The sequence below is a fragment of the Arthrobacter sp. EpRS71 genome (assembly GCF_001512285.1).
GTDB lineage: Bacteria > Actinomycetota > Actinomycetes > Actinomycetales > Micrococcaceae > Arthrobacter.
Window position 1 is genome coordinate 73,262 of the sequence record NZ_LNUV01000001.1, and the last position, 25,557, is coordinate 98,818.

General features: G+C 62.4%; 22 protein-coding genes. 15 read left to right on the forward strand and 7 right to left on the reverse strand.

The features are described 5' to 3' along the window. Nucleotides 1-129 precede the first annotated feature (129 nt). From AR689_RS00370 to AR689_RS00430, 13 genes are all read left to right on the forward strand, one after another. A complete protein-coding gene (locus tag AR689_RS00370; RefSeq protein ID WP_062065199.1) occupies nt 130-1,530 on the forward strand; it encodes an L-serine ammonia-lyase in 1,401 nt (466 codons plus the stop codon). Between the two features lie 121 nt (nt 1,531-1,651). Continuing rightward, the gene (gene lipA / locus AR689_RS00375) at nt 1,652-2,671 is read left to right on the forward strand and encodes a lipoyl synthase (RefSeq protein WP_062065202.1); all 1,020 of its coding nucleotides are present in this window, start codon (nt 1,652-1,654) and stop codon (nt 2,669-2,671) included. A 206-nt stretch (nt 2,672-2,877) separates the two neighbouring features. Beyond that, a complete protein-coding gene (locus AR689_RS00380) occupies nt 2,878-3,450 on the forward strand; it encodes a TetR/AcrR family transcriptional regulator (RefSeq protein WP_231745381.1) in 573 nt (190 codons plus the stop codon). Nucleotides 3,451-3,585: 135 nt separating this feature from the next. Then, nucleotides 3,586-4,779 (forward strand): MFS transporter, encoded by a 1,194-nt coding sequence (locus tag AR689_RS00385; RefSeq protein WP_062065208.1) that lies wholly within the window; start codon nt 3,586-3,588, stop codon nt 4,777-4,779. Nucleotides 4,780-5,429: 650 nt separating this feature from the next. Beyond that, nucleotides 5,430-5,882 (forward strand): hypothetical protein, encoded by a 453-nt coding sequence (locus AR689_RS00390; protein ID WP_062065211.1) that lies wholly within the window; start codon nt 5,430-5,432, stop codon nt 5,880-5,882. A gap of 107 nt (nt 5,883-5,989) precedes the next feature. Further along, entirely contained in the window at nt 5,990-6,850 is an 861-nt protein-coding gene (locus AR689_RS00395; protein ID WP_062065214.1) for a COG1470 family protein, read from the forward strand. A 1-nt stretch (nt 6,851) separates the two neighbouring features. After that, nucleotides 6,852-7,418, forward strand: a complete 567-nt coding sequence (locus AR689_RS00400) for a hypothetical protein (protein WP_231745382.1) — start codon at nt 6,852-6,854, stop codon at nt 7,416-7,418. Next, on the forward strand, nt 7,415-8,653 hold the full coding sequence (locus tag AR689_RS00405) for an Ig-like domain-containing protein (RefSeq protein ID WP_231745383.1): 1,239 nt from the start codon (nt 7,415-7,417) through the stop codon (nt 8,651-8,653). The genes AR689_RS00400 and AR689_RS00405 overlap by 4 nt, the downstream gene beginning before the upstream one ends. A gap of 163 nt (nt 8,654-8,816) precedes the next feature. Continuing rightward, nucleotides 8,817-9,881 (forward strand): FUSC family protein, encoded by a 1,065-nt coding sequence (locus AR689_RS00410; RefSeq protein WP_062065217.1) that lies wholly within the window; start codon nt 8,817-8,819, stop codon nt 9,879-9,881. 96 nt (nt 9,882-9,977) lie between these two features. Further along, nucleotides 9,978-10,475 carry a MarR family winged helix-turn-helix transcriptional regulator gene (locus AR689_RS00415; protein WP_062065220.1) on the forward strand — a complete coding sequence of 166 codons (498 nt, stop codon included), beginning with the start codon at nt 9,978-9,980 and terminating at the stop codon, nt 10,473-10,475. A gap of 80 nt (nt 10,476-10,555) precedes the next feature. Then, complete coding sequence (locus AR689_RS00420; RefSeq protein WP_062065223.1) at nt 10,556-10,957, forward strand: hypothetical protein; 402 nt, start codon at nt 10,556-10,558, stop codon at nt 10,955-10,957. Continuing rightward, nucleotides 10,954-11,946 carry a serine/threonine-protein kinase gene (locus AR689_RS00425; protein WP_062065226.1) on the forward strand — a complete coding sequence of 331 codons (993 nt, stop codon included), beginning with the start codon at nt 10,954-10,956 and terminating at the stop codon, nt 11,944-11,946. Before AR689_RS00420 ends, AR689_RS00425 begins: the two co-directional genes overlap by 4 nt. Nucleotides 11,947-12,020: 74 nt before the next feature. After that, nucleotides 12,021-12,281, forward strand: a complete 261-nt coding sequence (locus AR689_RS00430; RefSeq protein ID WP_062065229.1) for a GlsB/YeaQ/YmgE family stress response membrane protein — start codon at nt 12,021-12,023, stop codon at nt 12,279-12,281. Between the two features lie 114 nt (nt 12,282-12,395). Here the strand turns inward: AR689_RS00430 and AR689_RS00435 are convergent, their stop codons facing one another. The 4 genes from AR689_RS00435 to AR689_RS00450 all read right to left on the reverse strand — a co-directional run bounded on the left by AR689_RS00435 (nt 12,396) and on the right by AR689_RS00450 (nt 20,244). Continuing rightward, entirely contained in the window at nt 12,396-13,907 is a 1,512-nt protein-coding gene (locus AR689_RS00435; RefSeq protein WP_062065232.1) for a leucyl aminopeptidase, read from the reverse strand. Then, nucleotides 13,904-15,616 (reverse strand): MFS transporter, encoded by a 1,713-nt coding sequence (locus AR689_RS00440; protein WP_082697703.1) that lies wholly within the window; start codon nt 15,614-15,616, stop codon nt 13,904-13,906. Before AR689_RS00440 ends, AR689_RS00435 begins: the two co-directional genes overlap by 4 nt. Nucleotides 15,617-15,659: 43 nt before the next feature. Then, nucleotides 15,660-17,468 carry an SLC13 family permease gene (locus AR689_RS00445; protein WP_062065235.1) on the reverse strand — a complete coding sequence of 603 codons (1,809 nt, stop codon included), beginning with the start codon at nt 17,466-17,468 and terminating at the stop codon, nt 15,660-15,662. 115 nt (nt 17,469-17,583) lie between these two features. Next, on the reverse strand, nt 17,584-20,244 hold the full coding sequence (locus AR689_RS00450; protein ID WP_231745384.1) for a LuxR C-terminal-related transcriptional regulator: 2,661 nt from the start codon (nt 20,242-20,244) through the stop codon (nt 17,584-17,586). A 66-nt stretch (nt 20,245-20,310) separates the two neighbouring features. Between AR689_RS00450 and AR689_RS00455 the strand changes: the two genes are divergently transcribed. Next, the gene (locus AR689_RS00455; protein WP_231745385.1) at nt 20,311-20,946 is read left to right on the forward strand and encodes a DedA family protein; all 636 of its coding nucleotides are present in this window, start codon (nt 20,311-20,313) and stop codon (nt 20,944-20,946) included. A 53-nt stretch (nt 20,947-20,999) separates the two neighbouring features. On the opposite strand, the gene cls is transcribed toward AR689_RS00455, so the two are convergent. Genes cls through AR689_RS00470 form a run of 3 tightly spaced genes read right to left on the reverse strand, consistent with a single transcriptional unit; the run spans nt 21,000 to nt 23,980 of the window. Beyond that, nucleotides 21,000-22,487 (reverse strand): cardiolipin synthase, encoded by a 1,488-nt coding sequence (gene cls, locus AR689_RS00460; protein ID WP_062065237.1) that lies wholly within the window; start codon nt 22,485-22,487, stop codon nt 21,000-21,002. Between the two features lie 6 nt (nt 22,488-22,493). Then, nucleotides 22,494-23,558, reverse strand: a complete 1,065-nt coding sequence (locus AR689_RS00465) for an AI-2E family transporter (RefSeq protein ID WP_062065240.1) — start codon at nt 23,556-23,558, stop codon at nt 22,494-22,496. Between the two features lie 44 nt (nt 23,559-23,602). Continuing rightward, nucleotides 23,603-23,980, reverse strand: coding sequence for a hypothetical protein (locus AR689_RS00470; RefSeq protein WP_062066051.1), 378 nt, complete (start codon nt 23,978-23,980; stop codon nt 23,603-23,605). A 280-nt stretch (nt 23,981-24,260) separates the two neighbouring features. On the opposite strand from AR689_RS00470, the gene AR689_RS00475 reads away from it, so the two are divergent. Further along, nucleotides 24,261-25,535, forward strand: coding sequence for a hypothetical protein (locus AR689_RS00475; RefSeq protein WP_062065243.1), 1,275 nt, complete (start codon nt 24,261-24,263; stop codon nt 25,533-25,535). Nucleotides 25,536-25,557 lie beyond the last annotated feature (22 nt).

Below are 25,557 nucleotides of genomic sequence, written 5' to 3' on the forward strand. Positions count from 1 at the left end.
ATGTTGAGCAGCGAACCCCCGGAATGGCGAGGGTCGGGGCCGAGGGCTTGTTGGGCCGGGTTTGAGGGTCCGCTCCGTTTGTTGGGGGCGGGGCGGGTTCTATTCGTTGTACGTCGTTAGGAAATCACCATGGCCGTTGGGGTCTTTGATCTGTTTTCTGTGGGTATTGGCCCGTCGAGTTCTCATACTGTGGGGCCGATGCGTGCTGGGGCGGTGTTTGCTGCTGAGCTGCGTGAGTCCGGCGTGCTCGATTCCGTCGCGGCCTTAAGGGTTGATCTTTATGGCTCCTTGGCTGCGACGGGCAAGGGGCATGGGACCTTCACGGCTGTGCTGCTGGGGCTCGAAGGGTTTGAACCCGAGAAGATCCTGCCCGATGAGGTGGAGGAGCGCCTGGCTTCCATCGCTGACACGGGGAAGCTCAACCTGGCTGGCGGCGTGCTCCTCGACTACGCCCTGGAAGACATGATTCTGCGTCCGTTGACGGTGTTGCCGCGGCATACGAATGGGATGAAGTTTGCTGTGTCCGATGCGGAGGGGAAGGTGCTGCGGGAGGCGACGTTCTTTTCGGTGGGTGGTGGGTTCATTGTCCGGGAGGGTGAGGAGGACGCGGCCCTGGAGGATCTTGAGGAGTCGAAGAAGGAGTTGCCGTTGCCGTTTAGGACGGCGGCGGAGTTGTTGGGTCGGTGCGCGTCCAAGGGTTTGGGGATCAGCGACATCATGTTCATCAACGAGCGGGCGTCCCGGTCTGAGGAGGAGATCCGTGCGGGTCTGTTGCATATCTGGGCTGTGATGGAGGCCTGTGTTGAGACCTCGTTGAAGCGTGAAGGTGTGTTGCCGGGTGGTTTGAAGGTTCGTCGTCGTGCACCGGATTGGTTGGAGCGGCTGCTGAAGGAGGACAAGGACCGGAACGATCCGAAGTATTGGCAGGAGTGGGTGAACCTGATCGCGTTGGCGGTCAATGAGGAGAACGCCACTGGTGGTCGGGTGGTGACGGCGCCGACGAATGGTGCTGCGGGCATTATTCCGGCGGTGCTGTATTACGCGTTGAACTACGCCCCGGGGATGGATCAGGCCACCCAGCAGGATCGGGATGATGTGGTGGTGAAGTTCTTGCTCGCTGCTGGTGCGGTGGGTGTGTTGTATAAGGAGCAGGCGTCCATTTCGGGTGCTGAGGTGGGGTGTCAGGGTGAGGTGGGTTCGGCGTCGTCGATGGCTGCTGCTGGGTTGGCTGAGGTGATGGGTGGTACGCCGGGTCAGGTGGAGAATGCTGCGGAGATCGCGATGGAGCATAATCTGGGGTTGACGTGTGATCCGATCGGGGGGTTGGTGCAGATTCCGTGTATTGAGCGGAATGCGATCGCGGCGGCGAAGGCCATTAACGCGGCGAAGATGGCGTTGTGGGGTGATGGGACGCATCGGGTCTCCCTGGATGAGGTGATCGTGACGATGCGTGAGACGGGCAAGGACATGTCCACTAAGTACAAGGAAACCGCGATGGGCGGCCTCGCCGTCAACGTCGTCGAATGCTGAGTGCCCAAGAAACGAATCGTTGTGGGGCCCGCTCTGCGCGATTGGACGCTCTTGAAGGGCGCATAGCGGGCCTCACAAGGGACCGCACACAGACTGCTGATAACAAACCAGAAGGAACGTCATGACACTCGCCCCTGAAGGCCGTAAGTTGCTGCGCGTTGAGCAGCGTAACTCGGCGGTCCCGGTTGAACGTAAGCCTGAGTGGATCAAGGCCAAGGTCCAGATGGGTCCTGAGTTTGTTCAGCTCAAGAACCTGGTGAAGAAGGAAGGCCTGCACACGGTGTGTGAGGAGGCCGGCTGCCCGAACATTTTTGAGTGCTGGGAAGACAAGGAAGCGACGTTCCTGATCGGCGGGTCCGAGTGCACCCGGCGCTGTGATTTCTGCCAGATCGATACCGGCAAACCGTCCCCGGTGGACATGTTCGAACCCACCAAGGTGGCCCGCAGTGTCCAGGCGATGCAGTTGCGCTACGCCACGGTGACCGGGGTGGCCCGGGATGACCTGGCCGATGAGGGCGTGTGGTTGTACGCCGAAACGGTCCGGAAGATCCACGAACTGAACCCCGGTACCGGGGTGGAGTTGCTGATCCCTGATTTCTCCGGCAAGCCCGAGCACATCGCGGCGATCTGCGATTCCAAGCCCGAGGTGTTCGCGCACAACGTGGAGACCGTGCCGAGGATTTTCAAGCGGATCCGTCCGGCGTTCCGCTACGAGCGCTCCCTCGATGTGATTACCCAGGGCCGGGATTTGGGCATGGTGACCAAGTCCAACCTGATCCTGGGCATGGGCGAGACCCGCGAGGAAATCTCCGAAGCCCTCCGTGACCTGCACGAGGCCGGGTGCGATCTGATCACCATCACCCAGTACCTGCGCCCGTCCGAACGGCACCTGCCGGTGGACCGCTGGGTCAAACCCCAGGAATTCGTGGACCTCCAGGAAGAAGCCCAGGAGATCGGGTTCCTCGGCGTCATGTCCGGCCCCTTGGTGCGGTCCTCGTACCGTGCCGGGCGGTTGTGGGCCACCGCGATGCGCAAGAAAGGCCGCGACATCCCCGCCGAACTCGCCCACATCGCCGACGGCATCCAAGACTCCGGCACCACCCGCCAGGAAGCCTCCACCATCCTCGCCGCCCACACCTAAACACCCAAGAATCTCATATTGTCCCCGGAGGTGTTGAAAACGTCCCTAACGACGGCATTGTTGACGGGAGTGGCAAGGCGGCCCCAGCCGACACCGTCATCAGTGGTGGCATACCTGCATAATCTGAGAAATAGTTCTGGATACTAAAATACAGAACATGGTAGCGTGGCCTTATGGTGAGACCACGATCGTTTGATGAGGCGGCAGTGCTTGATGCAGCAGCGGCCGAGTTTCGAGTGCATGGCTATGCGGATACCTCGACTGAGCAGCTGTGTGAGGCGGCGGGCCTGAGGCGCAGTAGCCTCTACAATGCCTTCACCTCCAAGGATGAGTTGTTCGTTCAGGCCCTCCGGCGCTATATCTCCACCGCTGGCGGATACCAGGAGGCCGTGCTGACCGACGGGCTCCTGAGCGGCGCGGCCCGTGTGCGCGGACTGCTTGACCTCGTTATTGGCGAGGAGCAGGAGGCTTCGCGCGACGGGCACGCCGCCGGGTGCATGATCGTGGCTACCCGTATGAGCCCGGACCTCGGAAAGCGGGATGTGCGGATCAATAATCTTCTTGACCAGGCACTGAGGCAGCAGATGAGCATCGTTGGACAGGCCGTTCGGGTTGGGCAGGCTGACGGGAGCCTCAAGCCCGACCTGCCCGTCGAAGATGCTGTGCGAGCGATCGTTGCCCTCATTTCGGGGTTGCGGGTGCTCGCGCAGGCCGGTGCATCGCCCGATGAACTGCGACGAACAGCAGAGGTGACGCTCCGTGCACTAACCGCGGATTGACCCCCTACCCTGCCCGCCGCAGCACTGCCGCGGCGGGCATTTCTATGCGTTAGTTATGTACTTTCAAATACAAAAAGCCTGCAGCTGCCCATGGCTACGCACTGATCCCAACACTCGACAACGAAAGGCTCCTTTGTGAAGAAGCATCTCTATCTCCTCATGGTCACGATCATGGTGACGGTCATGAGCGAACTTCAGGTCGCGGGCATGATGCCCGCAATGGCTGCCGACCTCGGCGTCTCGACCGGGCAGATCGGCCTGCTGGTCTCGGTTTACGCCGCCGGCATGGCCGTCGGTGGGCCGCTCTTCGCCTACTTCCTCCGCCATGCCCCGGTCAAGGGCGCACTGCTGGCCATCGTCGCCCTCTACGCCGTTGCACAGGTGCTCGTGCCGCTGGTCGACGCGTTCTGGTGGGTTGCGCTCATCCGCGTCATTACGGGCGCACTCGCGGGTGCGTCGTTCGGTCTCTCGGTGACCTACGCTGCACAACTAGCATCAAGCCCGCAGAAGATCGGTGAGGCCGTCTCGATCGTTCTCGGCGGCATCATGGTCGGCACGGTGCTTGGTCTGCCCCTGTCACACTTCATCTCCGACCGCTGGGGCTGGCAGTCCAGCTTCTACGTCCTTGGCGTCATCACCTTCGCTCTGTTCCTGGCGAGCCTTGCGCTCCTGCCCCGTGCAGAGGCCGCGACTCAGGATGCAGCAGCGCAGGATGTGCGAAACCTGCGGAAGCCGAGCCTCTGGGCGCGCTACCTCGTGAGCCTGCTGACCATTGGCGCGGCCTACGCATCGTTCTCCTTCTTCACCCCACTGTTGGAGAGCAATGCCGGGTTCTCCACGAATGCGACGACGATCATTCTGTTCGTCTACGGGATCTGCGCGTACATCGGCAACATGATCGTCGGGAAGTTCGCTGACCAGCACGCCGTCGGCGTGCTGAGTCTCGGACACGGGCTCCTCTTCGTCGCGCTCGTGCTCCTCGCCGTGTTCAGCGACCTCCAACCACTCTCGCTCGCTATGGTCATCGTCGTCGGCTTCGTTGGCGTGACCATGAACCCCGCACTCGTTACCCGCGTTGCCGAGGTCGGCGGCGCGGGAACGATGGCAAGCACAATTCACACCGCCGTGATATCTGCGGGTGTCACTCTCGGTTCAGCCGTGAGCAGCACCGCGATGAGCAGCACTAGTAACGATGACCCCAGCATCGCCATGTGGACAGGTGCGGTCCTCGCCATCCTCGCCGCACTCGCTCTGGCTGCCCAGACCAGAAGCCGCCGGGTGGAGACTGCTTCATCGCAGCAGGAGGCCGGCAACATCTCTCGTAGTTGACGTGGTCACGACACGGACGGTTCCTTGCCGGATGGCGGGACCGGCAAGGTCCGTCACACTATTGGCGAACTAACGGGCCGCGCCGAATCCACGCAACGTCCGGGTGTGGACGGCATCCATCTCTACAGCTTCAATTCCTGGGGTGGGCCCCAAAAGCTTGTATGAAGCGGTCCAACACCAACAGCAGTAGTACGACGGCGGTTGGTTGCCTCTCGGGGGCGACCACCGCCGTCGGGCGTTAACACCGGCGCGTACGTCATCAAGCCGAAGCATTCGAACGCCAGCGCAGTTTTTGCTCAAGACGGGCACAATGTTGACGCATCGTGGTCCGTGGCCACGCCTGCGCGGCGGCTGCGGGCCTGTCCATTCCTTGGACAGCGAGGGCTGAAACGAGTACCTCCCGCCCCGCCGCAGCGGCGATGGCACGTAAGCCACTAAGTGGTTCGGGAGATCAAACTGAGTACTCGCATCACGTGTACGGGTATTTCCCAGCCCATGTTCGAACGAAAAATTGAGGTAATCCGAACCGTAGCCACAGGACTGGCGCGGCCTGAAGCATAGGTGGCATCGCTTCATCCGGCCACCATGGATCGGATGCTGGGGGTTGCGAGGCGGCTCCCCGGGACGTAGATCAACCAAGGAGTCTTACCATGCGCAAACTTTCCAAGAAGAGCCGGGTTACCGCTGCAGTCGCAGGCGTCGCGTTGGTGGCGGTGGGCGGCGGAGCTGCTTACGCCTACTGGACCACCATAGGTTCGGGCAGTGGCGAGGCAACCAACTCTTCCGGCGGCGGCACGGTTGCGCTGCACGCCAACTTTGCGGGCGGCCTCGCACCGGGCAACCAGGTGGATGTGACTTACACGGCCGATAACTCCACCACTTCCAGCACCGTGGTGGGTGACCTGACCGCCAGTGTCACCACCAATGTGGCTGGCTGCTTGCCCGCGTGGTTTGAGGTCACAGCCGTCACGTCAAACACCCGCGTGGCCGCTAACTCCACGGCCACCACCGTGGGTTCCGGCGTCCTGAAATTCAATGATGAAGCCGTCAACCAAGATGCATGCAAGGGCGCAGTGGTCACGGTCACCGTCGGCAGCATCTAAGACTGAACGCGATCGTCGGCGCGCCGGGGCCATCCTGCTCATGATGGCCCCGGCCAGCCCGCTCCCGCCATTTCTCTTACGCCAATAACGTCCGAAAAGAGCCATTAATGGACCACCGGCCAGAGCGCTCAGCGCCCAAGCACCGAGTCCGCGTTCCACTGCCTGCGTTGCTTTTGGCGCTCGTGGTGGCTGTTGTGCCTGTTGCGGCGCTGGCGGCAAGCGGGAACCAACCGAGCGGGAACCAAGCGGGCACCAGCCAGGGCAAGGTCAGCAAGGGAATCGCCGTAACGATCTCGCCCTCCAGCCGAACCTTGGATCAAGGGCAGTCGACCACGTTTACGGTGGCCGCCACGTCGGTAGGCGGGTTCGCGGGTCCGGTGACCTTCGCAGTTACAGGGCTGCCGGCAGGAGCAACGGCCAGCCCGTCGCCGTCGTCGGTAAGTCTTACGTCCGGGAGCACCGCACAAGTGACCCTGAATGTTTCCACGGCCACAACTACTCCGGTTGCGAAGACTGACTTTACGGTCAAGGCAGTGAGCGGAGCCATTGTGTCCAACCTGGCACCGGGCCAACTGCAGGTTCTGGAAGTCAAACGGACTTTCGATGTCACGGGCACTGTCCTTGGGGCGTTGGCCCCCGGGACCTCACAGCCGGTGGACGTGAAAATCACTAACAGCAACGTCAAAGCAATCGACGTCACCAACCTCAGTGTTGCCATCAGCCAGGTGGTCCGAACGCCAGCCGCGGTGGCAGCGAATATGCCCTGCACGGCGGCCGATTACCGCCTCACCCAGTACTCCGGAACGTATCCGTTAACCGTGCCACCGGGAACACGCTCATTTTCAGAGATGGGCCTCGGCCAAGCCACATGGCCACGGATCACCATGCTGGATACGGCGCAGCTTCAGGATGGTTGCAAAGGTGCCACCCTCCGACTCACCTACTCCGGGACGGGACGGGCGAACTGATATGAACACCTTCCGAGCATCCCTTTTCAACTCCGCGCGTCACCGGGGCGCAGCGGTCCGCCGGCACCCGGCAGGCCAGGCTGGACAGTCCGGCAGGTTCGCACGAACTGCCGCAGCCACCATTGCCCTCTGTGTTTTGGGAGGAGCGGGATCGGCCTATGCCTACTGGACCGCCGCGGGCGTGGGGAATGGATCCGCCACCAACGGCACCCTGCAGACCGTCACGGTGGATGCACTTGTCCCAGGCGATACCCTGCAAACAAGCCTGGTGCCTGGTGGAACGGCCGACGTCATTCTCCGGGCCAGCAATCCCAACCCGCATCCGGTGACTATCTACGGTGTTGCCGGCAACGGCCCTGTGACCGCCGATGCAGCCCACCCCGGCTGCACCACCACGGGCGTCACCTTCACACCACCTCCGGCACCGCTGACACCGCCGGTCACCATTCCCGCGAGCAGCTCAATCCTGCTCACGCTGCAGGGCGCGGCAAGTATGAGCACCGCGTCGGTGTCTGCGTGCCAAGGAGCGCAATTCGGCGTTCCCGTCACGGTGGAGGTGCGGAAGTGAACCGGCATCGTCAGAACGCCCCTGTGGCCGGCATGGGGCGTTGGAATCGCTTCATGGTAGTTGTGGTGGGAATCCTCCTCGTCTCGTGGGGCGGTCCAGCGGCCAGCGCATTCTGGGGCTCGGTCAGCTCCGGTTTCGGCGCGGCAAAAGCCGACGCCCTCGCGCAGGGCGCCAAGCCCACCACCTCGGTTTCCGGCACTAACGTCACGGTCGGCTGGTCGGCAAGCACGACGGCGGCAGGACGGTCCGTGACCGGGTACAGCATCGCCCGCTATAGTTCCGCCACTACTGGGACTCCTGTCCAGGCCACCGGCACCTGTGCGGCTACGGTGACTGCGCTGAGCTGCGTCGAATCCAACGTCCCGGCTGGGACCTGGTACTACTCCGTGACGCCCATGCTCTCCCTTTGGCAGGGCGCTGAGAGCACACGCAGCGCTGGCACAACCCCTGTCACGGACACCACTGCGCCGGACGCGCCAAGTGTGAACGCGCCCGCCGCCCTCAACGCGACAACCGCTGGGGAAGTTCTGGTCAAGGGCACAGCCGAACCAAACTCGACGATCACCCTAACCATCTCCGGCTCAGGAGCACAGCCCAAAATCCAGCAACTTGCCACCGACAGCACCGGTAAGTGGGCAGCTGCAGTGGTTGATCTCCGTGGCTTCGGTGACGGAACCATCACCTATTCTGCGACGGCAGCGGACGCCGCAGGAAATGTCAGCCTGGCGGGGTCTGCCACCTCATCCAAGGACGCAACAGCGCCCAAGGTGACGGGAGTCAGACTGAACAACGGTGGAAGCAGGGAAGGCAAGATCGACCCGGGCGATACTGTGACGCTGACGTACTCCGAAGTCCTGAAAGTCAGCACCATCAACACTGCATGGACTGACGCGGCGGGTGGATCACCCACCCAGAATGTGACGGTCAGTATCAACTCCGGCAACGTTCTCACTGTCAGCGCCGGCAGCTCGCCCACACTGAGGGTGGGAAGTGTGGATCTGGGAGCGATCTATGGGCCGTCACCAGGAGTCCTGACGTACTCCGGGTCGACCATGGCCTGGGATGCCACGGCCAGAACACTCACCATCACCTTAGGTACGACTGTTCAGGGCACCCCAAGCAACGCAAACCGAAGCGCGCTAGCGGCGACCTACACGCCAGCTTCCGGAATCACGGACGTGGCCGGCAACCTGCTGGCCACAACCCCGGTAGCTGGAGCAGCGTCAAACTTCTAGTCTCGCGGTCCCGTCCTTACTCCACGGATAGTGCCCCTCGAAGTGATGAGGGGCACTATCCGCCCGCGATTCCGGGGTAGCCCAAAAACCCGGGCGTAACCTTGAAGCGGACGCCAGTGCCGCCGTCGTACGTTTGATCTTGCGACGAAAGGCGAGCTGCCACTTGAAGGCTGTAGCGGAATTGTTCACGATGGGTCCCGGAAACAAGGACCACCATCCCGCACTCCGCTGCGCTGTAGGTGTGTTTGTTCCGCTGATTACGTTGACGCTGCTGGGGCGGCTGGATCTGGCCGTGTTTGCGTCGTTCGGTGCGTTCACCGGAATTTATGGCCGGAATGAGCCTCACAGTGTTCGTTTCCGGAGCCAGTTGCGTGCTGGCGGCTTCATGCTTTTCATTATTCTTTTGGCCACGGTCATGGCCCGTCTGGCTCAGGCCGGAGGCATCGACGGTGCAGCTTATTCGTGGCTCCTTACGGCTGCCACCACTCTTGTAGCTGGCGGGTGCTCCGTGGTGGTGGCAGCGTGGAGGCTCCGTCCTGGCGGCTCGCTCTTTCACATTTTTGCGTTCGCTGCCATTGCCTCGATCGCCGCGCAGCCTCCTCTCTGGGAAGCCATGGCGGTAGCGGTGGGGACCACGGTCTTTTGCCTGCTGATCGGTATGTCATCGCGCTTGCTCAAAAGCCACAGAACACCGTGGAAGCGGCCGCCGCCCATCCGTCACACCGCAGCTGAGCGCCGGGCTATTTGGCTCGAAGGCGGCGGCTACCTGGTGGCTGCCGGTTTGGCAGGAACCATCGCAACGTTGGTGGGGGAGCGGCTCGGTTTCGGGCACACCTACTGGGCCATGGTGGCGGCTGTGGTTCCGCTGGTGGGACACTCCACCAGGCACAGGGTGAGCCGTGGAATCCAAAGGATCGCCGGAACGGTGGTGGGGCTGGTCCTGCTGGCAGGCATTCTGTGGCTGAATCCGGCGCCGTGGGCCATGGTCTTGGTCATTGCCGCATGCCAGTTCGGTGCGGAAATGTTCATTGCGCGCCAGTACTTGGTGGCCCAGGTTTTCGTGACGCCGCTGGCCTTGATAGCCACGCTGTTGGCGGCACCGGTGGATCCTGCTTTGCTGCTGCGGGACCGCATCATCGAGACCGTCATTGGTGCCGCCGTCGGCGTCGCGGTGGTGGTGGCTCCGGCTGTTTGGCGGCGCTTGCGGGCAGCTGAACCGAGTGAATAGCGTCACGTCGAGCTGAGGCTGTCAGCACTGTGGGAACAAATCACCTAGTATCGATTGGTTAGACAAGCGAGATACATGTCTACCAAAGGACTGGTGATGAGCGACAAAAGTGAACGTCAGGGCTATTGGTACGGGCTGGAAAGCCGCAAACAGATGGGCGCCGTGGACGTCCTGAATGCCCTCAGGGACTACCGCTCGGCCGAAGCCGACATGCGGCGGCGAACCCAAGCTGCCATGGGCATGGGCGAGACGGACCTCGTGGCTCTGCGGTATCTGCTGGAGGCTGAGCGCGCGGGAAGGGACGTTGGGCCCAAGGAGCTGACGGTGCGGCTGGGGATGACCTCCGCTTCCATGACGTCATTGGTTGACCGGCTGGTCAGGTCCGGATATGTCACCCGTGAGCCGCATCCTACTGATCGGCGAGCACTGATCCTCAAGCCCACCCCGGGGTCGGACCAGGAGGTCCGCAGCACTTTGGGCGATATGCACACCCGGATGATGGAGGTTGCGGAGACCCTTAATCCCGAGGAATCGGCAGTGGTGGTGGACTTCCTCAGGCGTATGCGCGGAGCGGTTGACAGCGTGGCCACGTAATCCGGACTGGACTTTAAGTAGTAAGTACACATATAACTAGATAGCCAAGCTACTTACTAGTGAATGTGTGGGAGAGAACGATGACAGTCGCGCTGCGTGAACCTAGCTCCACACCAGTGGCTGAAAACACCGTGGACATTGTCACGGAACAGGTTATTCCCCAGGGGCCCGTCCACTGCGGTTCCCATATGGCCATCTCCGCCGGCCCATCCTACGACGCCATGCAGTGGGTCTCGGTGGAACCGATCTGGCCAGAGTGGGCCTGCGGGTGCGGCTTCCGAATGGACATCGACGCCCTGGATCCCGTGAGTGGCGTATGGATCGCGGCGCTCCGCCGCCAGAGCCTGCAGCACGAACTGGAAATTGCCCAGAACACCCTGGAACTGGCCTTCAAAAAAGCGGTCGACGCCGGTGTCGACCCTCGCGCTCTGGCCGAGGTGACCGGAGTCCCGGGCACCGAAATCGACTCGCTCCTTCAATGACGCTCCTTGGACGGGCGGCCGTCCGCGCTGATCGCGGGGCCGTCTGCACTGAACGTGGGGCTGCAGCTGAACGTGGGGCCGCAACTGAACGCGGGCCTGCAACTGAACGTGGGACCACAGCTCCGCGGGAAAACGCCAGCGAACCGGATGTGGTGCTTGGAGGCCGCTACCGGCTTGGCGCCCAACTGGGCGGCGGCTCGGAGGCGTACGTCAACGAGGCCTGGGACCTGGAAACCGGCAGGGCGGTGGCGGTCAAGATTTTCAGGTCAACCGACTCCACGGACAACGCCCCTTGCCGGAGGGAACTCGACATCCACGGACGCCTGAGGCACAAGAACATCGTCAGGGTTCTGAACTCGGGACGCTATGGAGATAACGAAGCCATCAGAGACTCTGCTGGCCCAGCCGCTGGCCACAGCCACGGAAGCCGCAATTACGTGGTGATGGAGCTGGTGGGCGGCAAGGACCTGCGGTGGATCATGCAGGACAGTCCTGCTTCGATGGAACAAACGGCTGCGTGGATGACCGATGTTGCCCGGGCCTTGGCCCACGTTCATCGCAGGGGAATTGTTCACAACGACATCAAGCCCGGCAACATCCTCGTGGACTTCGACTCGGACCCGCAGGGGCTTGGAATCGCGAAGCTGGCAGACTTCGGAATTGCTCTCAACGGACGGCACTCGGCGCCCAACTCTTCCTCGGGCACCCCGCATTACCTCAGCCCCGAAGAGGTGTGCGGCGGAACGTCCACACCAGCCAGCGACATCTACTCACTGGGCCTGGTTGCCCTCGAATGCCTGACCGGAACCAAAGCGTTCCCAGGCCCTCCCCTGGAGTCCATGGTGGCAAGGACTCTCGGGGAACCCCGAATTCCCGGCACGGTGCGGCGGCGCTGGTCCATGGTGCTTCATGCCATGACAGACCCCCATCCGGCCGGCAGGCCGTCTGCCGGCCAAGCCGTCGGTATGCTCCGACGGCTCAGCTGGTAGCCAACAATCAGGCAGATAGCGGCATGCGTCATCATGCCGAACTGGGGCCTCCTTTATGAAAGAGAGAATGAAAAATGGGAATCATCGGTTGGATCATTTTGGGTTTGATTGCCGGCGCCATTGCCAAGGCCATCATGCCGGGTAAGCAGGGTGGCGGCTGGATCACCACCATCCTCCTCGGCATTGTGGGCGCCGTCCTGGGTGGCTGGATTGGCAGCGCACTCTTCAAGGTGGGCATCAACGAGTTCTGGTCGCTCTCCACCTGGCTGCTTGCCATCGGTGGCGCACTGCTGGTCCTCATCATCTGGGGACTGGTCACGCGCAAGAAGGCGTAACTGCCCCCAACACAAGAGGCCCCCACTCTGCAGTTCTGCAGCGTGGGGGCCTCTTTGTTGTTTGCAGGCAGGGCCCGGGAAGGCAGAGCTCCGGGCAGCAAGGACCCCGTGCAGTCAGGGCCGTGAGAAGCCGAGGGCCAGATCGATCAGAAGGCGGGTGCCGAATCCTGTGGCCCCCTTGCTTCGCCATGCGTCGTCCTTATCGGATTGCATGGTGCCGGCAATGTCGATATGGGCCCAGGGAGTGTCCCCCACGAACTCGGCCAGAAACAACGCGGCCGTGGTGGAACCCGCGTAGGGTCCGCCCAGATTGGAGATGTCGGCAACATCGGAATCCAGTTGGGGACGGTAGGCCCGTTCCAAAGGTAGTTGCCACACCTGCTCGTCAGCACGGCCGCCGGACTCAAGCACGCGGTCCACCAGGCGTTGATCGTTCCCGAACACCGGGGCGGTGAGTTGCCCCAAGGACATGAGGGCAGCGCCGGTGAGGGTGGCTATATCAACAATCCCGTCCACCTCGTCCTCCACCGCCAACGTCAGGGCATCGCACATCACCAGGCGACCTTCGGCGTCGGTATTCTTCACTTCAATGGTGAGGCCGCTGCGGGTGGTGAGGACGTCGCCCAACTTGTATGCCGAGCCGGAGGGCATGTTGTCCGTGCACATCAGGAAGCCGGTAACGGCGGCCTTGCAGCCCAGATCGCGGAGGGCGGTGAAGACGGCAAGAACTGCTGCCGCCCCGCCCATGTCCATTTTCATGAGCAGGTGCATGGGGTCGCTGGGTTTGAGGCTGACGCCGCCGGAATCGTACATGATGCCCTTGCCCACCAAGCCGAGGTGGCCGGTGGGGGTGCCGTCGGGCTGGTAGCTGAGTTTGATCATGCGGGGTTCCTGGGCGCTGCCGGCGTTCACGCCGAGGAGGCCGCCGCACCGGAGGTCGATGAGTTGTTCCTTGGTGAACTCCTCCGCTGTGAAACCGAACCGTTTGCCGAGTTCCCGGGACACCTCACCCAAACCCGCGGCCGTGAGGTGGCTGGGCGGTGCGTTGCACAAATCGCGGGCTATGGTGGTGGCCCGCACTTTCACCCGCCCCGTGGTCAGGCCCCGATCCGCTGCCGCTGGGTCTATGTCCGGGGCCAGGAACTGCACCTCGCGCAGTGCTTTCAGTTCGCTCTTGCTTTTGAGCGTTTCGTAGCTGTAGCGCGCCAGCAGGACCCCCTCCGACAGAACCTGACCCAAGTGTTCGGCGTCGATCCCCGCAGTATCGGAAAGCTCGAACCCAATCCGGGCGTGACGCTGGGTGGCGCGGACCAAAGCCGCAGCAGCTTTGCGCCAGCCATCAGCGTCCAGCGAGCCCGGCTTGCCGCCACCGACGGCAACCACCAGCGTGCCCGAGGCATTGGCCAACTGCAGTGTGGTTCCGGGTTTGCCGTCAAAGCCCGCACTCTCCAGCGTTTCCCGGTGCAGTCCGACCGACGCCGGGACGTCACCTTCGGAGGGGACCAGCACGCCGATAGCATCGAGCTGACCGAAACCGTCCACGAAACGCAGCGCAGGTTCTTCACCCTCAAGGGACGGGACAGCCGTAAAACTTTCAGGGATCAGTTTGTAAGGTTCGTGGTTCACCGTTTCGCCCGTTCTGTTGTTGTAGGTACCGCTGTGGATGCCCGGGTTGCGGACGGTTCCGGAATGGCGTCCGGATCGTCCGGTTCAAGTTGCTCAGGCAGGTCGCCCTTCATCCGGCCAGGCATACGGCCTGCCGGGACAATCGCCAGCAAGGCAAGCCCGGACAGTCCAAGGAGAGAGATCTGCAGGGCGCGGAGCCGCGCTTCCTCGTTGACGTCGATCGCGGCCGCCAGCTCTGAGGGGCTGCTCACCCGATCGCCGATAACCCCTTCCACTTGGGCGTTCGTCAGGAAATCGGCCTCATTGACGTTCACCTTGTAAATCAACTCCTGGGATACTTCCGGATGCGCGGCGGCGCCGCTGGCGATGAGCGAGGAGAGCATCCCGACGGTGAACGCGCTCGCTACCGCGATGCCCACACTGCCGGAGAGGTTGTGGACCAACCCGCGCCAGGCACCGACGTCGCCGGCCAACTCGCGCGGAACCGCGCTGAGCAGCGTGTTGAACACCAGTGCGACGATTGCACCTTGGCCGAGCCCCAGCAGGATCAGGCCGAGCACCACAAAGAGCTGGCCCCAGTCGTTGCGGATGGTGAAGGCGAGCAGGACCAGCGCGCCAGCCACTACAACGAAGCCGCCTTGGGCGATGACCCGTGGCGGGAATTTGTCGTAGAGGAACGCCACAAAGGTGCTCGCGAGGAAGATGGACAAGGTGTAGGGGATGATCGAGAACGAGGTCTCAATGCTGGACCGTCCCTGCACGATCTGCATGTACAGGGGGATCAGGAAGTTCGCGGCCGTCCCGACGAACAGCATGATGGCCATGCAGGCAGTGACCGCGAGCTCGGAGCTTGAGGCGAGAACCCTGAGGTCAAAGATGCGCGGCAGTTTGGCATCCTGACGTTTCCGGATCCACATGAAGAACAGCTGCCCGGCTATTGCTCCGAGAAGGATCAGGAGCGGCGCGGGCGAGAGTCCCAGGATGTCGAAGGGTGCCTGGCTGGTGGCGAACCAGGTACCCCAGGCGGACAATCCACTGAATCCGAAGCTCAGCAGGATGACGGCCACGGCCGCGATGATCGAGCCGGTCCAGTCGATCTTCAACAGGGGTTGCGCCGGGACGGTCTTGAGCTTGAAGCTCAGCAGCAGGTTGATGGCGCCGAGGACCACCATGAGGCCAAACGAGTAGCGCCAGCCGATGGTGGTTGCGAACCACCCGGCAATCAGGAGGGCCAGGACACCAGCCGCCGGGATGGCAGCGGCCAGGAGGCCGATGGCCTTGGCCTGCTGCTGGTCCTTGTAATTGGTGGCGATAAAGACTGTGAGGGCGGGTGCTATCAGTGCAATGACAGCACCCGAAGAAGCCTGGGCTATGAACAACATTGCAGGGCTGAGGCTCAGTGCCACACCCGCCATGGCGGCCGCATGGATGGCGACGGCGATCTGGAACACCTTGCGCGTTCCGAACCGGGCGCCCAACTTCGCTCCCAACAGGATGAAAGCCGCCATCGAAAACGTTCCGGCAGTGATGGCAGTGCCCACGGATGTTGCTGCGGTGTCCAGGTCGGTGGTGATGCCCTGCATGGAAACCGTCAAGGCGTTCACTGCGAACGATGCCTGGATCTGGGTGAGGACCACCACGATCAGGGGCAGCCATGAAGCCGCCTTGGCGGGTGGTGGGGTTTCTGTAGTGGTGTGGTCACTGGCCATGGTGTGCTCCTGGTGTGCTCTGTTGGTTACATGGGTTTCTTGGTTACTGGTTCTGGAGCGGCCAGAAGACCGGGACCAGCAAAATGGCCACCGCAGCGTAGAGGGCCATGATGGCCAGCCCGAACTTCCAGTAATCACCGAAGCGATAACCCGCAGGCTGCATGATCATCATGTTGGCCGGAGTGGCCACCGGCGTCAGCAAGGCAGCCGAGGATGCCACCGAAACGCACATCAGCACGGCGTAAGGGTTAATGGATGATTCCTGGGCCACCGAGAGGGCGATGGGGATGATGATCAGTGCCGTGGCGGTGTTGCTGATCAACTGCCCCAGAACGGCGGTGACCACGAAGAGTCCCACCAGCAGCAACAAAGGTCCGCCACCTCCTACCACCGAGACCATGCCCTCAGCCAGAATCTCTGCGGTGCCCGTGGCCGTGATCGCGGTGGACAACGGGATCATCCCTGCCACCAGGATGAGGGTGGTCCATGCCATGGAGCGGTGGGCCTGCTGAACAGTCACCACGCGGAGTACCACCATGGCCAGCGCAGCCAGGAGGGCGGCCACCGGCGCGGGAACCAAGTTGGTGGCCAACAGGATCACCATGACGCCGACCACGATCAGCGCCGGGGTGGCACGCGGCCCCAGCGGGACGGTCTGCCTGCGGATGGTGTCCGGCGAGTCCACCAGCAAGACGTTGTGATCCACGGTGTGCTGGTCGAGGGCCGACCAGGTTCCTTGGAGCAGCAGCCTGTCACCGGCGGTGATGAGAGTCCGTCCGGACGATGCCGGTTCCCCCGGATGGTGATGAGCCAACACCACCAGATGGCCGCTGTCCGTCACCATGCCGGGGAAAGCCTCCGTGCCAACGAGGTTCGACCGGGGCGGAACCACCACTTCGGCCACTCCGTAGCTGCTGCTGATGAGACCGCACGTAGCGTCGTCGTCGTCCTGTTTCAGGCCATGCCGGGCCGCCAAGGCGTCAATGGTCGGCTGACCACCGCGCACCACAATCTCATCGCCCTGTTCAAACACGGTGTTCCCGGACGGCTTGCCGTCCGACCCCTGCACGCTGATGAGGTGGAGATGGCCGCCGTCGTGCTCGTCCTGAAGGCACGCCACCGGCTGGCCCACTAAAGCCGAACCGGCCGGAATGCTGAGCCGGCTCAGCCCATCGCCACCCAAGTAATGGTTCATGAGCGTCTCACCATGGGAGCCCAGATCCTTCGGGAGTGCTTCCGGGGTCCTGGCAGGTAAAAGCCTGGGCCCCAGCCACAGCGTCAGGCCGATGGTTCCCAATAACAGGGGAAGCCCTACCAGGCCGAACTCGAAGAAACCGATCCCTGTTCCGGTGGTTTCCAGCGCCGCGTTCAGAATGAGGATGTTCACCGGTGAGCCGGTCAGGATCAACAAGGACCCCGCATGTGCAGCGAAGGCCATGGGCATCAGAAGCTCCGAAGGCCGCCGACCAAGCCGGACCGCCAGCACCACCACCATGGGAAGCAACGCGGCCACGGCCCCATTGACGCTGATGAGGGCCGTCAGCAAAGCCGTGAGGACCATCATCAACACCATCAGCCGGGTTCGGCTCGTCCCCGAAAACCTGATCAGCAGGCTTCCCAACCACGTAGTAACGCCCGCGGCATCAATGGCCTCCGCCACCACGAACAACGCAGCGATCAACACCACGGTCCCGCTTCCGAAACCGGCGAACGTGTCGTCCAAACCCACAATGCCTGTCCCGTACAAGGCCAGGGCCGCACCCAGCGCCACCACTTCTACTGGCAGGCGGTTCCACACGAACGCAGCAACGACCACGACGAGCACCAGCAACGTGACAGTGACGTCTGTCATGAGTGCCTTCGGCAACCCGTAGGATCTTTTGCCAGCATTCTTTCAGACTAGATCCGGGTTCGCGGCGGAGGGTCACCCCAAACAGGTGAGTGATGGGCGTTTATCGAGGTCACGGCTAGGGTAAATATCCGGTCTTGTAAGCCGCTGCCACCGCATCGTGCCGGGAACCGGCCCCGAGCTTGGAATAGATAATGCGAATGTGGGTCTTCACCGTGTTCACGGACAAGTGGAGTTCCGCGGCCATCTGCTCCTGCGACAAGTGCGAAGGAAGAAGAGTGAGGACCTCGCGCTCCCGAGGAGTCAACGACTGCGCTCGCCGGGCATCGATGGGAGGTCGCAAAGCAAGCAGGCGCTGGACAAGTGCTTCATGGGGTCCGCAGGCGCCCGCCCGTTCCACCAGAAGATCCATCACTTCTTGGGGCGCGATTGCCAGGGGTCGGAGAACATCCAGCTCGTCGGCTGTAGCGAGGGCTTCCTCCAGGAGCTTACCCGCCAGGGTCCGCCGTCCCGTCCGGATGGCGATGGAACATTCCAGGACGCTCACATGAAGCCGGGTCCATTCCAGAACTGGCTTCACCGCGCCGGTGTGCAGGGGCTTGAGGCGGTCGAGGGCGGCGTCGAAGCGACTGATCCCGGCCGGTCCCTGGGCGCGCAGAAGGCAAAGTTCACCCGTTCCTGGAAGACGTTCCTCAGCCCATTCCAAAACGTCGCGGGCGTGATCAGGATGGCCAAGCCCCAGTGCAGCTGTGTGCTCGAGCACCGCGACGCATGCGGCCAGCGGGTGGGCAAAGACATGATCCCTGCTGATGCGGAGCCTGGCTTGCCGCAGGCCTTCCAAGGCATGACGCCTGTCCCCGGAATCCAATTGCGCGCATGCGTTGACTATTTCCAACGTGGTTCGCAAGGCAGCTCCGACTCCTTTGGAGGAAGAACCGAGTTGTCCGAGATCCGAAAGACCCGCTCCGGCAAACAACAGGGCCTCAGCCGGGTCAGCACGGAGAAGCCCAGCCGCGGCATGCATCAGGGCTCCAACGGACCTGCCGGCTCCGGCCGTCCACAGGTGTGACGGCAGCTTTTCCTCCGCAAGGCGCAGAGCCTCACAGGCGCGGCGAAGATGACCCTGCATTGAGTGAATCGCGGCAAGTTTGAGATACACCTTGCCGGCCAGGTAGGCGTTGCCTGCCTCCGTGGCTTCGATCAGGGCCGCGGACGCCTCGTTCTCGGCAGTTCCATACCTGCCCTCCACCAAGGCGGCGGTTACCGACACCATCCTCGCCTCGATGCGAACATTGCTTTGCCTCGAAAATCGGAGCGCAGCGTGGTCCACGGTGGACCGCGGGTCCTGCCCCTCCCACCCGTCGCTGAACCAGGAAAGGCGTGCTGTCGCCAACGCCTGCAATTCGTGGAGCTCGGCGGGTGAATCATCAACCCGGCTACGGTTTGCCGCTGCCATATAGCGGGTAGCGGTGGTGGGCTGACGGCTTTCCACGTATGCCAGTGCGGCAACCACGCAGAGTTTCGGGCTCCCAGCGAAGAGGGCATCGGGCAAAGCCGTGATGGCCCGGCGGACATTGATGACTTCGCCCGATCCCAAGAGCGCCGCGCCGTGCCGTTCAAGGATGCCGCCGATCAGGTGGTTGTCTTCGGAGTCCATGGCGTGCCTGAGGGCCGCAGCGGGCTCGCCGACACGCTCATGCCACTGCGCTGCGATCCGGCTGAGGCGGAGTAGCTCGTCCGGCTGCTTCCGGGCCAGGCCAGCCCGGAAATACGCACGGATGAGGGGGTGAACCAGGAAGACATTCCGCCCGCTGCCTGCCGACTCCACGATTCCGCGGTCATCGGCCAAGCCGGAGAGAACGCCTCCGGCGTTCCTGTTGCCTGCAAGAGTGTTTGCCTGCGCGGCGACCACCACCCGGCACACGCTGGTGCTGGACAGGACATGCCGCTCCTCATAGGAAAGTGCACGGAAGATCTGCTGGTCCAGGTAATCGGAGAGCTGCCGATTGTTGGCGGCAAGGTCCCCCAAAGGGGCGTCGGGATGGGCGGCTTCGCGCAGATAACGCAAGGCGAGGACAACACAGGCCGGCCACCCCGCGGTCTGCCTGAAAAGCTCACGCTGTTGCTGCATCCCCATCAGCGTGGTGGTCTTCGCTGCCAGCACATTGATGTCATCCAGGGTGAAGGCCAAATCTTTGGTGCGTAACTCAACCAAGCGTCCGCTCAAGCGGGCAGGTCCCGGGTCAACGGCAGAGTTGTCCCGGAAAGCCAACGCCAGTTGAAGGGGCTGGCCCGTGTGGTTGAGCAGGGCTGGAATCCAGTAATCGCGTTCAGCCGGAGCGAAGCCGTCCACGCCGTCGATCACCAGCCGAATGGTGGTGCCGGTTGCAGCCAATACTTGGGCGAGATCTCCCAGCACTTCCGCGGCACTGATTTCGGTTCCGGAAAACCGCTCCAAAATGCCCGGTGCAACCGCAGGGCATCGCCGAAGCGCCTGCAACAGGGCGGGCCACAGCGAGTTCCTGTTGTGTTGGTCGGGGCTGAGCCATGCAACGTTATGCGGCTGGCCTTCCAACCATTGGGTCAGGAGCACCGTTTTTCCATACCCGGCAGGGGCGCAGATCAAGACGGTATCGGCCGCGCAGTCAAGCTTGGCCATGAGTCGGGAGCGAGCCAGCAGGTCCAAGGGCGGCCGCGAGACCGGAGTTGGCTTCAGGCTCAAGAGGTCCGGGCGGGTACCACCTTGGTCGTCCACACCTTCAGTGTAGGGGCGGGGCATCGAGGATTCACCCGGTAAAGGCGATCCGCGTGGCGGTCACAGGAGGTCAGGATGAATGTGGCGGCCATGAGACGCTTGGACGAGGCCCGGGAGAGGGGTTTCACCATGCAGGCTTTCAAGGACATCGTGAGTGCCGCGGACTCCGGGTGGGTCTACCCGTTGGGAGCAATTTTTGTTGCGTTCTCGGCCATCTTCCCGCCAATTCCCACGACGTCATTGTTTGTGGCGCTGGGCGCACTCTCAGCCACGGATAACCTTCCCAACGGCTTCCTGTTGGTGGCAGCCATGCTCGCCGGGGCCGTGGCCGGGGACGTGGGCGCCTACGAACTGGTCCGCCGCCGGGATATGGCCAACTGGAAGATACTCCAGGGTCCCCGCACCCAAAAAGCCCTGCACGCCTCCCGGGAGCGGTTGGCCAAGCACGTAGCCTCGTGGGTCCTGACATCCAGGTTTGTTCCGATGGGGCGGCTGACCATGAACGTTGCCAGTGCCATCACCCCGGTTCCGCGTGGACGGTTCCTCCTGTATTCAGTGGCTGCAGGCATCCTCTGGTCCGCGTACTCCGTGGGCATTGGCGCCCTCTCCGGGCTGCTGCCGGGACTGTCCACTGAGTTCGCAGTGGTCATGGCCATAGCGATCTCACTGCTGCTGGGCCGGGCAATCAGCGCCGGAGTGGCCTGGTATCTGCAGTTGGATGACTGACTTGGCCCCGCTGCGCTACCTGCGCGTGAGAAGAAACTGAAGCGTACGAGGAGCTACTGAAGCGAAGACGTCAGCCGTGCCAGATTGTCCAGGGCCACGTGGCCAACAGGCCGCCGAAGCCAGTCTTCCAGCAGCAACTCGGTGCTGGCGGCGCGGTAACTGTCTTCCACTGCGCGCATTTGGTCCACTATGGAGCGTCCGTGGACCAGCACGGAGACTTCCATGTTGAGGCTGAAGGAACGGACGTCCATGTTGCTCGAACCGATCACAGCGACGTCGTAGTCCACGGTGAAGTGCTTGGCGTGCAGAACTTGCGGGGCTTTGTACAGGTAGATCCGTACGCCGGCCCGCAGCAATACCTCGTAATAGGAACGCTGTGCGTGGTAGACCATGGCTTGGTCGCCCACTTCCGAGACAAAGAGTTCCACGCTGAGGCCGCGGGAGGCCGCGGTGATGATGGCCAGTTGGATGGCCTCGTCCGGGACGAAGTAGGGGCTGGTAATGCTGACGCGATGCTCGGCCTTGTAGATCAGCGTGGTGTAGAGCTTGAGGTTGTTGTCATTGTCGAAGCTGGGGCCGCTGGGAAGGACCTGGGCGTCGATGAGTTCGGGCGCGGAGCCAAGGACCACGGGGGATGTGTCCAGTGGCAGCAGGATCTCGGATTCGCTGTACCAATCAGTGACGAACACTGCGTCCAGCTCCCGAACCACCGGACCTTCCAGCCGCACCATCAATTCGTGCCATTGGAGACCCCGTTTGATGTTGCTTTTCTTGTTGTACGACGCATCAATGAGGTTCTGCGAGCCCGTGTAACCCACCCTGCCGTCCACCACCATCAGCTTGCGGTGGTTGCGCAGGTCCGGGCGCTGCCATTGCCCTTTGAAGGGACGCAAGGGGAGCATGGCATGCCATTCGGCGCCCATCCCGTCAAAGGACCGCAGCATGTCCTTGTACGTGGGATCGCGGACCGCTGCCAAATGGTCGAAAAGAACCCGGACCGCTACACCCCGACGGCAAGCCCTGGCCATGGCATCAAAGAACGGCTCCGTGGTGTGGTCCAACGCAAAAATGTAGAACTCCACGTGCACGTACTCCGTGGCGGCGTCGATGTCCTCGATCATGCGATCAAAACATCCCTTGTAGTCCTCCAGTAATTCGGCCCGGTTGCCGCCCACCATGGGCAGCGCGCCAAGCCTGAGATTAAGTTCGACGGCGGATCGCAGCCAGGCGGGCCAGTCCTCACTGTGGCTCACAGCTGAGAGGCCGGGCGTCCTTGCCAGCATGAGCTCGTTGACGGCGTGCTGCTTCTCCCGCCTGGCTTTGGGAAGTTTGCCACGGCCCACCAGCAGGAATGCCACCATTCCCAGGTACGGGATGAAGATGATCGCCAACACCCAGGCAATGGCTGAGGACGGCCGCCTGTTGGCTGAGACCATCACTGCGGCGATTGATCCGAGCACGATGTGGAGCGCCAACAAGATCAAGGCCACAGCATCGGCGTCGTGCAGTAGTTCTTGGAAACTACGCAGCAGTTCTTGCATGCCGCGCTACTTGGCGTTCTGCTGCGGTATGACCACTTTTTTGATGATCAGCAGAATCGAGGCTGTGGTGGGGCACGCTATCAGCGCCCCGAGCAGCCCCAGGAGCGTCCCGCCCACCATGGCCCCAATGAGGACCAGGGAGCCGGGGATGCTGATCGCTTTCCCCACCACCCGGGGAGTCAGAATGTAGGCCTCCACCTGCATGTAGACCAGCATCACGAGGAAAACCACCACCGCTGTTGCCGGAGACGTGAAAAGCGAAACAACGGTGATGATTGCGGTGCTGATCGCGCTGCCCACTAAGGGTATGAGGGTGATGGGGAATGCCAGCACCGCGAGCACTGCGGCGTACCTCACCCCGGCAACAGAAAGAACAATAAATGTGAAGACCGCGTTGAACAAGGCAAGAATTGACATGCCACTGAGGTATTTCCCCACTGAAGCAATAATTATTTCGGAAATGTCCGCAAATGATTCCCTTCGTGAAGCCGGAATCAGTGCATAAAGGCTCGATTTCATGACCTCATGGCCGGCCACAAAGTAAAGCGTCAGGACTACTACGAACACCACTGCAAAGGCGCCATTCACCACGTTGTAGCCCACTTGCACCGCACCGCCGCCAATAGCGAGCCACACGTTAGGATCCGCGGCCGAGGTTTCCAACCATTCCAGCAGCGGGGTCAACGCACCACCCAGCGAACCGTTGAAATCCCGGAACCACTCCTGGTCTCCCACGGCGTCGAAACTGGAGGGAAGCACCCGAATGAGCGCGGCGCCCTCTTCCACCAGAATCGGAACAATAAAGCGGATCAGCACGGCTACCACCACCAGGAAGCCAACTGCTACGGCCAAAACCGCGCCACCGCGGGAAAGTTTCCAGCGTTCCAGCCAACGAACCAAGGGATAGAGGCCCAGGGAGATAAACAGCGCGGCAAAGATCAAGGTCAGCGAATACCGCAGCGTGATGACTGCTGACCCCAAAGCCAGGGCAACCAGTACACCGAGCGCCGCGATGAGCCCGAATCTAAACGGTCCGCCTTCCAGGAGCGGGAATGCCTTCAATCGCGTCATGCGGTCCCTTTCGGCCGTACGTGAATGGCGTACCGCAGCCCGGATCAGGCCAAAGCGATCTCTTTGAGGCGAGCGTACTCGGCTTCGTTAATATCGCCAGCAGCAAGCAGCGCTTTGGCCGCTTCGATTTGCTGTGTGGGCGTTTGGGCTCCGGCGACTTCGCGGATGTAGTTCTCCGCCTCCTCAACAGATTCCCGAACCCGCATCTCACCACGCAGAGCCATGCCTTTCCCACGCATGATGACGTAGATCAAGGCGGAAATAAAGGGGGCTACGAACAGGCACAGGATCCACAATGCCTTGATGCCTCCGCTCAGGGCTTTATCGCGGAGAAGATCGGAAATGATCTGAAAGAGAAGAATTAAATATGCAATGAAGAAAAATGCAACAATGATGCTCCACAACGATTCCAAAAAGCTCATGGTGTCTTTCCCATCGTTCGTTCGGCCCGGGCGGGACCACAACTCCATTCTCGATTCGCCTGCGCCCAAGCGCGCGTCCCTTGGGGGGATCGGTGACGATTGGATAGAAAGATCACCCACTAAGGGTGAGCGTGGGTTGTTGGGGTTCCGCCTCGTGGGTTGCCTGTGGAAGTACCCGCTCGTCGGTCACAAATCCCCCGCAGCGCCGCGGCTGCGGGCGCTATCCGGAGGTCAGTTAAGCTGCTCAGAGCCACGACACTCCGCACGCATAGGGCCACCAATGACGCACTCTTTCGCAGCCGACAACGCCATTTCGCATTCGGAAAAGCAGCAGGGAATTCAGTCGGAAATTCGTTGGGAAAATCAGCCGGAACCTTCGCTCGAACGCTCCGCCGCGGGTACTGCCCTGGGATCGTTTGGCGTAGCGGGCGTTGTTGGCATTTTCGCACTTCTCCTCCACATGCTTGCGCAGCACTCTCCACGAGTGGGTCCTGGATACGCAGGCTGGGCGAACGAGACCATTGATTCCCCTCTTGCCGCCCTGCGCTGGTTCCTCGGCGACATGACCGAGCCCCTGTTCTACAAGTCCGATCTCGCCGCGATCGGACTCCTCGCAGGCGCCGCGGCCGCGTGGTGGTTAGGACGACGAGGCGCCAAGTGGGCAGGCACACTCAGCTACAGTTCGGGGCTGTGGCCCTGGGTCCTGGCGTCCGCATCGCTAAGTTTGATGCTGTCCAACCTGGTGTTCGGTTGGGCGCTCGACGACGGGTGGCAGCCCACGTTCGTGCCGTTCGTCTGCGTTGCTCCCGCCATGGTCCTTCTCTACGGGGCGGGGTGGAAGAGCTGCATCACCGGCGCGGTCCTGGGGGCAGCCACCACCACACCGTTGGCGTTGCTGTTCATCCCTGCCCTCTCCGCACCCCTGGGCCTGCCGCCCGTGGTGGCAAGCGTGCTCGCAATGTCAGTGGGCTCGGTCATCTCGTTCCTGATCGCCCGGCGGCTGCCGTGGCTCGTCTTGCGGGAGGCCCGGCTGGTGCGCCCGGCGACGCAAGCCGAACGGCCGCCGTCGGGCCTCAACCGAAACATCGCGGCCGACGCCGCCTGGGCCGCGCGCCGGGTACTCAAGGACTTCACGGAAACACACTTTTTCGCCAACGAACTCGCCGGGGCCTGTCTGATCCTGGCGGTTGCCGCGGCATGTGTCCTCAACCCGGGACTGCCGTCGTACGGGACGGGCCTGCTGCCGCACATATTGTTTGCCCAAGCGTTGACCTCGGCCATTGGGGTCACGCTCTGGCGGGGCTGGTACCGCGACGGCGGGTGGGCGGCCACTTACGCATCCGTGGTGTCGGTTGCTCCAGCGGCAGTCCTCGCATACGACGGCTCCTGGCAGGGAATGATCGGTGGGGCCGTGATGGGCGCCGTCCTCGCGCCCCCTCTGGCCAGGGTAATTTCCGCGCGGCTGCCAGCCGGCTTCCATCCGGTGATCGGCAACACAGCCGCCATGGCAATCTCGACGGCGGTTGCCTTACCAGTGCTTCGGCTGCTGCCTTAGTGGGCTCGTCCATGGCGATCAA